Source organism: Lutibacter litoralis (genome assembly GCF_014646675.1).
Classification (GTDB): domain Bacteria; phylum Bacteroidota; class Bacteroidia; order Flavobacteriales; family Flavobacteriaceae; genus Lutibacter; species Lutibacter litoralis.
In genome coordinates this window covers 386,046-401,178 of record NZ_BMNS01000002.1, presented here as the reverse complement: position 1 = coordinate 401,178, position 15,133 = coordinate 386,046, and the positions used below count along the sequence as shown (strand labels likewise).

Below are 15,133 nucleotides of genomic sequence, written 5' to 3'. Positions count from 1 at the left end.
TTTAATTGAACAATTTAAAACTCTGCGTTTTGAGGTGTTCTTGGAAATGGAATTACATCTCTAATATTCCCCATACCTGTTGTAAATTGAACTAAACGTTCAAATCCTAATCCAAAACCACTATGCTCTGCTGTTCCAAATTTTCGGGTATCTAAATACCACCATAATTCTTTTTCTTCAATATCTAAAGCAGCCATTTTTTGTTGTAAAACTTCTAAACGTTCTTCACGCTGACTTCCACCAACAATTTCTCCTATTCCTGGGAATAAAACGTCCATGGCTCTTACGGTTTTTCCATCGTCGTTTAAGCGCATGTAAAAAGCTTTAATATTTGCAGGATAATCAAATAAAATTACAGGGCATTTAAAATGCTTTTCAACTAAAAAGCGTTCATGTTCGCTTTGTAAGTCCGCACCCCATTCATTAATTATATATTGGAATTTTTTCTTTTTATTAGGTTTACTGTTTCTTAAAATATCAATGGCTTCTGTATAACTAACGCGTTTAAAATTGTTCTCAACTACAAAATTTAATTTTTCAAGTAAAGTCATTTCACTGCGTTGCAAAGCTGGTTTGGTTTTCTCTTCTTGATTGTACCTGCCATCGAGAAAAGCAATATCATCTTTGCTATGTTCTAAAACATAGTTAATTACAGATTTAATAAAATCTTCAGCTAAATCCATATTATCATCTAAATTATTGAACGCAACTTCAGGTTCAATCATCCAAAATTCAGATAAATGGCGTGTTGTATTAGAGTTTTCTGCCCTAAAGGTTGGTCCAAAAGTGTACACTTTACCTAAGGCCATTGCATATGTTTCGGCTTCTAATTGACCAGAAACGGTAAGATTGGTCATTTTACCAAAAAAGTCTTTTGAAGTATCTATCTTTCCATCTTCATTTTTCGGTGGATTTTCAATATCTAAGGTAGTAACTTTAAACATTTCCCCAGCTCCTTCAGCATCTGAACCTGTAATAATTGGGGCACTAAAATTATAAAATCCATTTTCAGTAAAATATTTATGAACAGCAAAAGAGAGTGCAGATCTAACACGCATTACTGCACTAAATGTATTTGTTCTGACTCTTAAATGTGCGTTTTCTCGTAAAAATTCGAAACTATGTTTTTTTGGTTGAATTGGGTATTCTTCAGGATTAGAATCTCCTAATATTTCAATTTTATTTACTTGAATTTCAATAGATTGTCCTTTTCCTTGACTCTCAATAAGTGTTCCCTTTACAGAAATTGCAGCTCCTGTAGTAATGCGTTTTAAAGTTGTTTCATCTGTTTTTTCAAAGTCAACAACACATTGAATATTGTTAATAGTTGAACCATCGTTTAATGCAATAAATCTATTGGCTCTAAAAGTTCTAACCCACCCTTTAAGTGTTACATCTTGTAAAAAATTATTTGAACCCAAAAGTTCAGCTACAGTAGTTCTAATCATGTTTAAAATTTTAAGAGTTACAAAGATACATGAACTAATGAAAGTTGGAAAGACTAATTGTGTAAAAGTGATTTTAAGAAAATTCTAAATTTTAATATTGGTATTTTGACCTATCTTGGGGTTTATATCAACTATTATTTAGGTGTCTCCATTCGTATCTTCAGGTGTTAAAATATCTAAAGTGGGTTCTTTAAAGGTTTTCTTATTGGCAATTTTCTTTTCTAAAGATAATAACAATGAAGGTAGTAATAGTAAGTTTGAAACCATTGCAAATAACAGCGTAATTGAAACCAAACCTCCTAATGCGATTGTTCCTCCAAAACTAGAAACGGTAAAAACTAAGAAACCAAAAAACAAAACAATAGAAGTATAAAACATGCTTACACCAGTCTCTCTTAAGGCTGCGTAAACAGATTGTTTAATTCTCCAATTATTGGCAATTAATTCTTGTCGGTATTTTGCTAAAAAGTGAATTGTATCATCTACAGAAATACCAAATGCGATACTAAAAACTAATATTGTTGATGGTTTTATTGGCACACCCAAATATCCCATTAAACCAGCTGTAATTAGCAAAGGGAAAATATTAGGAATTAGAGAAATTACAATCATTCTAAACGAACGAAACAGAAATGCCATAAAAACAGCAATTAATAAAATAGCTAATGATAGTGAAATAACTAAGTTATTTATTAAAAACGTAGTTCCTTTTAAAAATACCAACGCACCACCAGTCATAGAAACATCAAAATCTTCTTTTGGGAATTCCTTATCAATTTTTTGCTGAATGCGTTCTTCAATACCAGCCATTTTTTCTGTGCCAATATCTTTCATAAAAGTTGTTATTCTTGCATAACGTCCTGTAGAATCAACAAAATTATTTAATAAATCGGTATTTGATGTTGCATTTTTTGTGTATGCTAAAATCCAGTTTTTTTCTTGATTATTTGGCAATTGGTAATATTCTGGTTTTCCACTATAAAAAGCTTGTTTAGAGTATTTAACAATATTTAAAACTGAAATTGATTTTGAGAGCTGTGGAATTTCATCAATAGTTTCATCTAGTTTATTCATCCGTTGCAAGGTGGAAAGTTTCATCACACCTTTTTCAGCTTTTGTATCAATAATTATTTCCAAAGGCATAATGCCTCCAAATTCCTCTTCAAAAAATACAATATCTTTAAAAAATTGTTTGCCTTTTGGCATATCTTCAATTAAACTTCCTGATATTTTAATCATATAAACACCGATCATGCTAACAATAATTAAAACAATTGTTGAGGCATATACTGCTAATCTATGGTTTCTAACAATAGATTCCATCCAAGTAACAATAGCATCAATCCACCTGCGTTCTAAATGTTTTAAGTGTTTTTCTTTTGGTAATGGCAAAAAACTATACATAATAGGTATAATTAATAGTGCCAAAACAAAAATTGCTAGTATATTAATGGAAGCAATAGTACCAAATTCTCTTAACAACTGACTTTTAGTAAAAATAAATGTTGCAAAACCTGAGGCGGTTGTAACATTTGTCATTAAAGTGGCATTTCCAATTTTAGAAATTACACGTTGTAAAGATTTCGCCTGATTACCATGTTTTTTTACTTCTTGTTGGTATTTATTTATTAAAAATATTGCGTTTGGAACTCCAATTACAATAATTAATGGCGGAATTAAAGCCATTAAAACTGTTATTTCATATCTAAATAATCCAATAAAACCAAAAGCCCAAACAACACCAATACTTACTACAATTAAAGTTATAAAGGTTGCTCTAAAAGATCTAAAAAAGAAAAAGAAGATAAGTGCTGTAACCCCTAAAGCAAGTGCTACAAATATACCAATTTCATCAATAATATTTTGGGCATTCATGGTACGTATGTAGGGCATACCAGAAACTCTGATGTCTATATTATAGTCTTTTTCAAATTTTTCAATTGTTGGATTTAACGCATCAAAAATAAAATCTTTTCGAATTGAAGTATTTACAATGTCTTTTTTTAAATACACTATTGTTCTAATAGTTTCAGACTTTTTATTGTATAAAAAATTATCATAAAACGGCAAATTTTCAAAAAGTTCATTTTTTATTTTTAAAACATCTGCTGTTGTTTCTGGATCTTTTTCGTATAAAGGTTCTAGGTCAAATTTTTGTTCGTCTTTATTTTTTGTTAATTTTTGAATATCACCAATTGCAACAGTAAAATCTACTTCTGCAAAACTATCCAGCTTTTTAGATAAACTATTCCAAGCGTTAAACTTTTCGGGTGTAAATATTGAGGGGTCTTCTGTTGCTAAAATAATAAGGTTTCCTTCTTCTCCGAATAGCTCTAAAAATTTGTTGTAATCTATATTTATTTGATGATTTTCAGGCAGTAGATTTGCTTCTGTATAAGAAAAACGCATATATTGCATTTGAGAAGCTAAAAAATAAGTACAAGCTGCAATTAATAGTATTATAAAATACCTTCCTTTTAAAATTAATCTAGAAGTATGCGTCCAAAAATTCATTAAAAAAAATTTTTGCAAAGGTAACAAAATAGTTGATCTTTTAACTAACTGATACTTAAAAACCGAGCCTTAATTTATATGTTAATTTTATTGCCAAATTATCGCTCCATATTAGGTTTTTATAGGCACCATATCTATAAAATCCGCTTAACCCAAATCCTTTAAATAGGCTATTAAATTCTAATCCGCTTTCCAGATAGCCTTTGTTTAAATTTTTAAACACCAATCCGCTTTGGTATTCTGGATTCTTTATGGCGCCAATGGCAGCCCTGGTTACTAATGTTAATTGAGGTTTAAATTTTAATGAGATATTAAAAGGCTTTAATTGATGTTTAATGTGCAAGGCAGCAAATTTGTCGGATATAAATTCGTTATAACCCATAGTTTCAAAGCTGTTTTTACCAGCAAAAGTAATACGTTTTATCCATGGGTTTTTAAATGTATAATTTGGTGTAGCATTAAATAGATGTGAAATTGGAGCATCTCCAAAAACAATTCCTCCCTCAGCTAAAAGGGTAGTGGTTGCTTTTCTAAGAGGTTTAATTTCATGTAAAATTCTAAAATTTATCCGTGTAAAATCGAAATCACTTTCAAATAGGTTTTCAAAACTTTTTGTAAGTTGAAAAGTAAATTGCGGAAAAGCATTTTTTATAGAAAGTTTTCCAATAGGTGAATTCATATATTCGCTGTTGGGATTGTATTGTACTCCCAAAGTTGCTAGTGTTAATTTATAGTTAACAATTGCTTTGTTTAAAGTGTTGAATTGATAATTGAAAACGGGCAAATAATCTCCTGTACTAAGCTGAAGTTTAGCTTCTAAATTTGGCTGAATATCATGAGAAATAAAGGTATTTATAGTGTTGTAATTGTAAAATTTATTGATATTTAAATTTCTAGGATTGATAGGAGAAAAAGAGTTGTTTTCTTTAATAAAATCTAGTGAAGCTGCTTCTTTTAAATCGTTTGTTAAATTTACTCCTAACCATGTATTTGTGTTTTTATTTAGTCTGAAAGACGCTCCAACACTATACTTAATATCTTTATCTTTTGTTCCATACCCTATGTACGATTCTATTTTAAAAATAGTTGAAAACTCCTGATTTGTTTCTCCACCAAACCCCAAACGGACGCCTTCGTAATTATTTAAATTTAAAATCTTCCCAAGATCTAAATTAATATACTTTGTTGGAAAATAGCCTTTTAAAATGTTACGTGCTAAGTTTATTTTTTTTTCAACACCTTCACCTTTTGCTACACTATCTAAAAATGAATACGTAGTTTCTCCACGTTTTGTTAAAGAGTCTGATCGGTATAAATTCCAGAATTGTTCTGTTTTTTTATGAGCATCGTCTTTAAATTGAATAGTTGAAGCAGCTTTTTTTACAGATATGGGAGTGTTAATGTGAATATTTGAATTTGTGGTAGTTGAAATAAAATAAGTAACGTCACTTTCCTTTCTTGTACTTGTATTAACTATGGAGTCATTTTTTTTATTTTCTGAGAATTTAATTGTTCCTCCAAATAATGAAACATTTTCCTTAGTTGTCCCTTTTCTTAATACAATATTCATGATAGTAGGGAACCAAATTTTATACGTTTTTAAGTAATTGTAATTTTGCGATGCTTTTACATTTACAATCCCTTTTAATTCAGCAATTGCTTTTGTTATTGCAAATTGTTTTGTGTCTATGTATAAAACACCTTCAATACCTAAAACTTCTTTGTTTTCTTTCGGCTTGAAATATATAATAATTGATTTTCCGTTGCCATTATTTATAGTGTCTAAAATTTTATAGTTGTATTGTTTTAGGGCATTTTTAGCAATAGGGTTTGTATATTTTGTACCCGCTAATGTGTAAAATTCATTATAAAAAGAAAAATCTTGTAATGTAATTCCCAACAATTCATACACGGGTTGTTTTAAGCCCGCCATGCGCGATGCTAGCACAACTTCTTTTTTCTTCTTACCTTTTTGAAATTGATATTGAGAAATTTTTTCAGAAATGTATAAGTGTTGTTTTAAAATATCTTTTTTAAATTTAAAGTTTGAAGAATCTAATTTTGAGAATTCTTTAGATCCATCTTTTTTTAAGATAAAAACGGAGTCTATTTTGCCATCAATAGAGTCAGGATTTGCCGTAACTAAAATTTTATTATAAGCATTAAACTTAAAAGAATTTAATGCTATTTCTATATTGTTTTTCGGTTTATTTTTTATAGCATTTCTAATAATTTGTAAGGCAGGATTTTCTTTAGCAGTTATCAAAACTTCGTCTAAATTTTCTATTGAGGTAGTTAGTTTTACTCGAACAAATGTGTTTTTTGTGTTTGCCAGAACCTCTACTGGTGAATAGCCTATATAAGAAATTTTAATTGTATTAAACGAGTTTTTAGTTTCTATTGAAAACTTCCCATCAACATCAGTTAATACTCCAAAACCAGTATTTGTTATTATTGAAGCAAAAGGGAGTGGTTTGTTTGTTTTACTATCTGTAACAATTCCTTGAATTTGGTTTTGAGAGAAGACCAAAATGGGAAATAGGTATAATAATAAAAGTGCCTTTTTCATTAATTTATTTTTAGTGTATAAAAAAAACTATCTAAAAAGTTTTAATTAAAATCCATTAATACGAAAAATAGAATAATCTTTATGCTTTTAGTTTACAATTTAAGATTAAAATATGCTTTCGTAATTAGGTTAAATGTACTTTTTAGATAGCCTTTTTGTCTTTTAGAACCAGATAAATAAGGTTCATTTAAATTAAACCTTCATAATTTCTGCATCTTTCACTTTATAATGGTCATCAACTTCTTGACTAAATTTATCTGTTAACGCTTGAACATCTACTTCGGCATTAGCTTTCATATCTTCAGAAGCATCCGTTTTTTTAATTTCGTGCATTGCTTCTCTACGATCATTTCTTATACTAACTTTAGCATCTTCTGCAGCTGCTTTGGCTTGTTTAGATAAATTTCTACGTCGTTCTTCCGTTAATACAGGAACATTAATAATAACAACTTCACCATTATTCATAGGGTTAAAACCTAAATTTGCATTCATAATGGCTTTTTCAATTTCGTGTAACATGTTCTTTTCCCAAGGTTGCACAGTAATTGTATGAGCATCCATAGTACCCACATTGGCAACTTGAGCTAAAGGTGTTTGAGAACCATAATAATCTACAGTTACATTCCCTAACATTGCAGGACTTGCTTTTCCAGCTCTAATATTTCTGAATTCTTTTTCTAAATGCAAAATGGCTTCTTGCATTAATTCTTTTGTGCTATCTATAATAAAGTTTAATTCTTCATTCATAATTGAAAAATTTTAATTTAACATTAATTATCAACTATTGTTCCAATATTTTCTCCTGAAGTTACTTTTTCAAGATTACCTTTTGTATTCATATCAAAAACTATAATAGGTAAATTATTTTCTTGACTTAGGGCAAAAGCTGTCATATCCATAACCTTTAGACCTTTATTCATGACATCTTTATATGTAATAGAATCAAATTTAATAGCATTTACATTTTTTTCAGGATCGGAGTTGTAAATTCCGTCTACACGTGTTCCTTTTAAAATGACTTCAGCACCTATTTCTATTGCTCTTAAAACTGCAGCTGTGTCTGTTGTAAAATAAGGATTTCCCGTTCCGCAGCCAAAAATTACCACACGTCCTTTTTCTAAATGGCGTACCGCTCTTCTTTTTATAAAAGGCTCGGCAACTTGTTCCATTTTTATAGCAGTAAGTAATCTGGTTTTAACACCAGCAGTTTCAATAGCACTTTGTAATGCCAAACCGTTTATTGCAGTTGCAAGCATACCCATGTAGTCTCCCTGAACTCTATCGATACCGTTACTTGCTCCGGCAACACCTCTAAAAATATTTCCACCACCAATAACAATGGCAACTTCAATACCTTTATCTACAATATTTTTAATTTCTTGAGCGTAATCTGCTAATCTTTTTGGGTCTATTCCATGTTGGCGATCACCCATTAGAGCTTCACCACTTAATTTTAATAGAATTCTTTTATAAGTCATAATTTCTTTCAAAGTTATGCAAATATAATAAATACTTTAGAAGTTTAAATGGAATGTTAGTGATGAATTGAAGGATTAATAACAAGGGAGCAGGCTCCCTTGTTAATTTTGTTTTTATTCAAAAATAAATGAGGAAAGTTTTTCTAAACTTTTAAGAATTGCTAATTCAACATCGACTAAAGGTTTTTCTAGTTCTATTAATTGAGATTTTATAGATTGTTGCGATGCTTTTGAGGTTTCTTTTGTTTCAATAATTTTAATTAAATCTTTAGAAATTCTAGTAATATTTTTAGACAACGGTTCAATACTTTTTAAAATAGGATTTTTAACTTTTATTTTTGAAAATTGCTCTTGATTTTTAGCCCATTTGTTTAAAAATACAAGTATCTTATTTTTTGCAGCACTATTTTCAGTTTCAATATAGTCTGAAACTAAATTGTTAAACACAATAGCATCAGAAGCGTCTGCAGTACAAGCATCTGCAAATAAAGTAAAAGGTGAGTAAGTTTTATATTCTGTTCCTCCTTTATTTCTAGTGTAAATTTTTAAAGGTTCGTAAATTTTTGTCAATACTTCTAAAGCTTCAATACTTTGGTTATTTGTAATGTTTCTTAAAATTACGGCTTTGTTTTTAATATGATTTATTCCTAGTTCTTCTAACCTAAAACTAATTGTTTCTAGTCGGTTATACATACTTGAAATATCTTTAATTTCTTCTGAAGACCAAAATCGTTCTGCAATTGCTGCTGTTCTTGGCCATAATCTAGAGTCTAATGTTTCACTGGTTGCTAATTCACTCCACATTGTAGCTTCGCCACCTAAAACGCGTTTTCTTTCTTCGGAAGTTAATGTGTTGTTCTTTGGCATTGGATCCACAATATAATGTTCACTTGCAGGTTGCATTAAATCAACATAATAACCATTTGAAAGAATTGTATTGTATCCGTTTTTTGCAGCTGTGGCTAATGAACTTCCGGGTTTAACACCTTCATTTACACCTTTCCAAGAATGAATTAATGCTGTGGTTGGCATTTCATCAGTCATAATTTCTTCCCAACCCATTAAATTTTTTCCTAGTTTAGATAAAATGGTATCTAAACGAATATTCATGAATGTTTGTAAGTCGTGATTGGTTTTTAAATTATGTTTTCTTTTAAAATCTTGAATATGGTTATTTTCATCCCAATGTTTTCCTTCATTTTCATCGCCTCCAATATGAAAATACTTATCAGGAAATAGTGCAGCTATTTCTTCAAATAGATCTGCTAAAAAGGCATAGGTTTTTTCGTTTGTAGGGTCTAAAGTTGGGTCAAAGATACCTGAAAATCGTTCAATTGAATAAATAGTGTCTTTACTTCCAATTTCTGGATATGCAGTTAAAATAGCAGTTGCATGTCCAGGAACATCAATTTCTGGAACAACACGAATACCTCGGTCTCCTGCATATTTTACTACATCTTTAATCTGTTCTTGTGTATAAAAAAATCCGTCTGAACCTAATAGATGGAGTTTAGGATGTGTCTTAGACTCTACTCTAAATCCTTGATCGTCTGTTAAATGCCAATGAAGCACATTCATTTTAACAGAAGCCATTGCATCTAAATTTCTTTTTATTACGTCTACAGGATGAAAATGACGTGCAACATCAATCATTAAACCTCGCCAAGTAAATCTTGGGAAATCTTTAATAATAACTTCAGGAAAAAAATAGGTTGTTTCATTATTGTCAACCAACTGCAGTAAAGTTTCTAAGGCATAAATTACACCAATATCTGTAGTTGCTTCAATTGTAATTTTAGTTGGGAAGATATTTAATTGATACGATTCGTCTTCATTAATTTCTAAATTCCCCACTCTTTTATAGGTGATTTCTAAGGAAGGATTTTTAATTTCAGAATGCTTAAAAGCAAATCCATTTTCCAAGAAAATACCAGTTCTGCCACTTAGTCTTCTTAAAAATTTAGTGGTTGCAACCTCTATTCTTTCTGTTATTTCTTGATTTACAACAATTGTAAAATTCGGTTTAACTTCAACTATTGAATTTCCTAGAGTAATTTCTTGGGGCCAAGGCATTAAATTCATGTCTTTAGACTGACTGATGCCGATAATTGAATAGAATGCTAAAAATAATAATGTGAGATTCTTCATAATAAATTTTTGTAAGGTTTTTTTAAAGTATTTTATAACAATAAAATTGGGAAGTCCGAAGCTATAGTTAAATTAAAAAATATTACAATATGTGCTTTTCTAAGCTGGAATTCTTAAAATAATTCTCAGATTGATATTAATAATAGTTTGGGTTTAGTTATTTGGTTGGATAAAAACTTACGTAGTGTTTATTAGTTTAATGATTTTTTAAAAATAAACGGGAGTGGTTAACTCCCGTTTATAACATTTAACTAATTCAAATATAATTACTTATGTGTAATTTTAAAAATTGCTTCCAGCAATATCCCACCAAAGTCTGGTTCCTCCATTGTCTGGACCGTTTAAATAACCAACAGCAGTTGCAACATTTGCTCCATTTGTATTAACTTCATTACTAACAAAGTTTATTCTTCTAACTTGAATATCTGTATCAATTTTTCCACCGCTATTATTTACAACTACTGGATATATTTTGGGGTAACCAGTTCTTCTAAATTCGCTCCAAGCTTCTTGACCATCGGGAAACATCGCAATCCACTTTTGAGTAATTATTTGCTCTAATTGATCTTCATTTGTTCCAGAATTATCGTAAGCAATTTTTACATCACTAGGATATGCAATATTATTTATAGGGTTAAGTGCATCAACAAAATCTGCAGGCGTACTTGTGTTATCACTTAAATAAGAGTCAACACCTGAAACACCGTGTTGTGTAAACGAAGCGGTTACACCAGATTGGTAATTAGATTTAGCATTTCCAGCATTTGACCAGCCTCTTAATGCTGCTTCAGCGCGTAAAAACCAAACTTCGGCAGCAGTCATCCACTGCATAGTCTCTTCATCTACTAAACTTCCAACAGAAGCGTGATTTAAATATTGACCTTTTGCTTCAATTTCTATACCCATTCTAATTCCTTTATATTCACCAGGTAAACTAGGATCTGCAGAAGGAGTGAAATATCTTTCGATTCTACCATCATTAAAACCTGTTAAAATTGATTCCATTTCTGCGCTCATTCTAGTATCACCCCAAGAATTACTAAGAACACTAATTGGATGTTCAAAACCTGTGTTTATTACCATATCTGTAGTTTCTAAAAATCCAGCATCACTATTTAGAGCTAATTCACCTTGAGTTTTAGACAATGTAGGATTAACATTTACCACTCTCATTGCCAATCTTAATCTTAAAGAGTTGGCATATTTTCTCCACATTGCAATATCTCCATTAAGGGCAGACATATCAAAAGGTATAAATTGTGCATCGTTCTCAAATTGTTTTAAACCATCAATAGCGGCACCTAATTCATTAAAAAATGTAGTATATGCTACTTCCTGAGAATCATATTCTCCAGTAGTTTCAAAATCGTCAAATTTTGAATAACGAATTGGGCCATAAATATCCGATACGCGATGCATTGCAGATACTCTAATTATATTAGCTAAGTGTACAAACTTCACACCTGCTTCATCTCCACCTACCTCAACAGCATTTTTAATATCTAATACAAACGGCATTACACTTCCATAAGCATCTGCCCAAGGAAATCCATTCCAACCATCTACTAAAGAGTAGGTCATATTATTTACATTTCCAGCAAAGGGGGTAGGAGGTGTTAAATAGCCCGAAAATACATCACCCATTAAATTTTGTTGTAATTGGTAATTCCACGCAGGAGTAACATTAAAAACATTTAAAAACATTGGAGTAAATGAACCTCCAATATGATTGTTCATTTGGGTTAGGCTTTCGTTGGAAATTCCATTTGGATCTGTATTGATGTCTTCAAAGTCGCCAGTACAGTTAATTAAACCAACAGCAATTATAGTTGCTAGTGTATATTTTATTAGTTTCTTCATTTTCTTAAAAATTTACGTTAATGTTTAATCCAATACTTCTTGTAGATGGTTGACCATAAATGTCTACACCTTGTAAACCAATACCTGTACTTGAAGCAATGTTTGGGTCAAATGGAGCGTCTTTATAGATAAAGAAAAGGTTGTTTGCAATTAAAGAAAATTTAAGGTTTTCGATAAATTTTTCTTCGAATTTTAGATTATATCCAACAGAAACTTCTCTTAAGCTAACATTTGTTGCACTATATACATACTCGCCAAATAAACCAGCTCTACCACCAGATTGTAAGTAATAGTCTTGAGCTGTCATTTTTTTAGCCATCCCGTTAGAGTCCACAACATCAATCATTCCGTTATTTATATTTCTAGCATCAGCAGTTGCTTGTGAAACTCCGTAAAAATCGTTTATAGCTTCTGTAACACTAACAACATCTCCACCAATTTTTGCATCAACTAAAAAGTTTATTGTAAAGTTTTTATAGTCGAAGGAATTATTCCATCCTAGTGTAAAATCCGGTTGCGCGTGTGCAATTGTTTCAAAATCGGTACTTTCTAATGTTAAATTACCTGAATCGTCGGATACTATTGGAGTACCGTTTGAATCTCTTTGAATTGAACGACCACGAATACTTCCAAAGTCTTCACCTTCAATTAATGAATAAGCATACCCATTAACACCTGGAGCAGTTATAATTGCTTCTCCATTTTGTAATGATGGATGTACAGCTATTACTTTATTGCTGTTTTGAGCAAAGTTAATTGCAGTATTCCATTTAAAATTATCGTTTTCAATTGGTCTTCCGTTTAAAACTAATTCAATACCACTGTTAGAAATTTCACCGGCATTTACAATATTTTGTGTATATCCTTGTACGTTTGGCTCGGCAGCAATAAAGAATATTTGGTTGGTTGTTTTTGTATTGTAATATGTTAAGTCAACCCCAAGTCTATTATGAAAAAATCTCCATTCTGTACCAATTTCAAATGAATTTTGTTTTTCTGGTTCTAATGTTTCGCCTTCTTTAACACCAAAAGTTGGTTTTGTAAAATTACCTTGTTCTACAGGTATAGAGTTTAATGGAACTGTAGCATAGGTTGGAATATCTTTACCAACAATAGCATAAGAAGCTCTTATTTTTGCAAATGAGATAGCTTCAGGTAATTCAAACATATCTGAAAGCACACCCGTTAAACCAAATGATGGATAAAAAAATGATTCGGAATTTGTATTTACCAATGTTGAAGACCAGTCGTTTCTACCAGTTACATCTAAAAATAATAAATTTTTATAGCTAAAATTAGCAGATCCAAAAACAGATTGTACTTCTTTATTAAATACACTTTGTAAAATACTGTTAGTATCGGCAAAATTTCCAATTGTAAATACATTTGGATATGTTAAGCCTTTTCCATTTCCTGAATCTAGAGAAATTCTATCTCCAATTGATGATTTTGTTAAACTTGTACCTAACACTCCTGAGAAACTAAAATTCTCAGAAAGATCTTTATTATAAGTTGCAATTAAATCTATATACTGTTGTGTGTTTTCAGTTTTTTCTAAAATGTATCTACCAGTTGCAGGTACAAATGTTCTATCACTACCAGCATACATTCTTTTGTCGAATGTAAAAAATGATTTATCAAAACTACCTCTAGATTGAAGTGAAATATTTTCGTTAATTTGAAACTGTACACTTGCACTTGCAAGAACTCTTTGAGCAATATCTTTACTTGGGTTTTTGTTTACTAACCAGTAAGGATTTTGTTGTATGTTTTCATCAAAAGAAGTTGCGTATTGATCCATCATATTTGTAGATGAATTAAAGTATTCATAATTTTTATATGAATTTAAATCAATTCCTACAGGATGAAGGTAAAGTCCAGTTATTGGATTAGAATACAAACCATTTGTTGGTCTGTTGTTAATTCTTTGGTCAGATAAATTTATACTTGCAGAAACTTTAATTTTTTCATTTAAAAAATTAGCGGTTTCTCTTAAATTAAAGTTATTTCTAATCAATTTATTATTTGGTATTATTCCTCCGGCAGAAGTATTTGCATATGAAAAATAGGTTTGTGCTTTTTTATTTCCGGCAGTTAATGATAGCGATTGAATTGCAGTGTATCCAGTTTGAAAGAAATCATCAACATTATTAGACAATCCACTTGTTTTTGCCCCCCAAGATTTTGGGTCAGTTACATTACCATTTTCGGTAATTCGTTGTCCAACTGAATTTGATTGGTATTCTGTTTGTAATTTAGGTAAAGAAGTCACATTGTCAACAGTAATATTAGAGCTGAAATTAACGCTAACTTTTCCGTCTTTTCCGCTTTTTGTAGTAATAAGAATTACACCATTAGCACCCTGACTTCCGTATAATGCAGCAGCAGAAGCACCTTTTAATACAGACATACTTTCAATATCATCTGGATTTATTAAAGACATAGTGTCACCACCATCTCTGTTTCCAATATGACCTCCAAAAATACTTGTTCCTGGCTCTTCACCGTTTTGTCCGTTACCGCTATTAGACATTGGGATACCGTCAATAACATATAAAGGGTCGTTGTTAGTAGTAGAAGAGTTTCCTCTTAAAACAACTTTTGATGCTCCACCTGCTCCAGAGGCACTTTTTGTAATAGTTATACCAGCAGATTTACCAGATAAACTATTAATTGGGTTTGTTTGTTTTACCCTTGTTAGGTCTTCACCTTTAACTTCTTGGGCCGAATAGGTTAATGCTTTCTTTTCTTTTTTCATTCCTAAGGCCGTAATAATAACCTCATCTAAACTTTGAGCATCATCAGATAAAATAACATTTATTGTAATTTCATCTCCAATTGTAACTGATTTTGATTCCATACCAATAAAAGAAAATATTAAAACATCTCCTTTTGAAGCTTCAATAGTATAGTAACCATCAAAATTAGTTTGACTTCCTCTTGTTGTTCCTTGTATAAGGACATTTACTCCTGGTAAAGGAGTCTCATCTGATGCAGCGGTTACTGTACCAGAAATAGTTTTTACTTGTGCTTTTACTAAATGTGTATTAACAAGTGAAAAAACCAGAATTAATAGTGTTATTAATTTTTTCATAAATAAATTAAGTTAATTGTTA

At 30.7% G+C, this 15,133-nt stretch carries 8 protein-coding genes; all 8 read right to left on the bottom strand.

What is annotated here, in order from left to right; all coding sequences use genetic code 11:
* Positions 1–14: 14 nt before the first annotated feature.
* A complete protein-coding gene (gene asnS, locus IEW75_RS04485) occupies positions 15–1,448 on the bottom strand; it encodes an asparagine--tRNA ligase (protein ID WP_134247284.1) in 1,434 nt (477 codons plus the stop codon).
* Between the two features lie 138 nt (positions 1,449–1,586).
* On the bottom strand, positions 1,587–3,962 hold the full coding sequence (locus tag IEW75_RS04480; RefSeq protein WP_134247285.1) for an efflux RND transporter permease subunit: 2,376 nt from the start codon (positions 3,960–3,962) through the stop codon (positions 1,587–1,589).
* A gap of 55 nt (positions 3,963–4,017) precedes the next feature.
* Entirely contained in the window at positions 4,018–6,531 is a 2,514-nt protein-coding gene (locus IEW75_RS04475) for a DUF5686 and carboxypeptidase-like regulatory domain-containing protein (protein WP_134247286.1), read from the bottom strand.
* A 192-nt stretch (positions 6,532–6,723) separates the two neighbouring features.
* Positions 6,724–7,278, bottom strand: a complete 555-nt coding sequence (gene frr / locus IEW75_RS04470) for a ribosome recycling factor (RefSeq protein WP_134247287.1) — start codon at positions 7,276–7,278, stop codon at positions 6,724–6,726.
* Between the two features lie 23 nt (positions 7,279–7,301).
* Positions 7,302–8,009 carry a UMP kinase gene (gene pyrH, locus IEW75_RS04465; protein ID WP_134247288.1) on the bottom strand — a complete coding sequence of 236 codons (708 nt, stop codon included), beginning with the start codon at positions 8,007–8,009 and terminating at the stop codon, positions 7,302–7,304.
* Between the two features lie 114 nt (positions 8,010–8,123).
* Positions 8,124–10,157: a beta-N-acetylhexosaminidase gene (locus IEW75_RS04460; protein ID WP_229714394.1), complete on the bottom strand. Its 2,034-nt coding sequence runs from the start codon at positions 10,155–10,157 to the stop codon at positions 8,124–8,126.
* A 282-nt stretch (positions 10,158–10,439) separates the two neighbouring features.
* A complete protein-coding gene (locus IEW75_RS04455; protein ID WP_134247289.1) occupies positions 10,440–12,017 on the bottom strand; it encodes a RagB/SusD family nutrient uptake outer membrane protein in 1,578 nt (525 codons plus the stop codon).
* Between the two features lie 4 nt (positions 12,018–12,021).
* Entirely contained in the window at positions 12,022–15,111 is a 3,090-nt protein-coding gene (locus IEW75_RS04450) for a SusC/RagA family TonB-linked outer membrane protein (protein ID WP_134247290.1), read from the bottom strand.
* Positions 15,112–15,133 lie beyond the last annotated feature (22 nt).

Coding starts and splice junctions, on each gene's coding strand:
- asnS (WP_134247284.1), bottom strand. CDS start 1,448: ATGATTAGAACTACTGTAGCTGAACTTTTGGGTTCAAATAATTTTTTA.
- IEW75_RS04480 (WP_134247285.1), bottom strand. CDS start 3,962: ATGAATTTTTGGACGCATACTTCTAGATTAATTTTAAAAGGAAGGTAT.
- IEW75_RS04475 (WP_134247286.1), bottom strand. CDS start 6,531: ATGAAAAAGGCACTTTTATTATTATACCTATTTCCCATTTTGGTCTTC.
- frr (WP_134247287.1), bottom strand. CDS start 7,278: ATGAATGAAGAATTAAACTTTATTATAGATAGCACAAAAGAATTAATG.
- pyrH (WP_134247288.1), bottom strand. CDS start 8,009: ATGACTTATAAAAGAATTCTATTAAAATTAAGTGGTGAAGCTCTAATG.
- IEW75_RS04460 (WP_229714394.1), bottom strand. CDS start 10,157: ATGAAGAATCTCACATTATTATTTTTAGCATTCTATTCAATTATCGGC.
- IEW75_RS04455 (WP_134247289.1), bottom strand. CDS start 12,017: ATGAAGAAACTAATAAAATATACACTAGCAACTATAATTGCTGTTGGT.
- IEW75_RS04450 (WP_134247290.1), bottom strand. CDS start 15,111: ATGAAAAAATTAATAACACTATTAATTCTGGTTTTTTCACTTGTTAAT.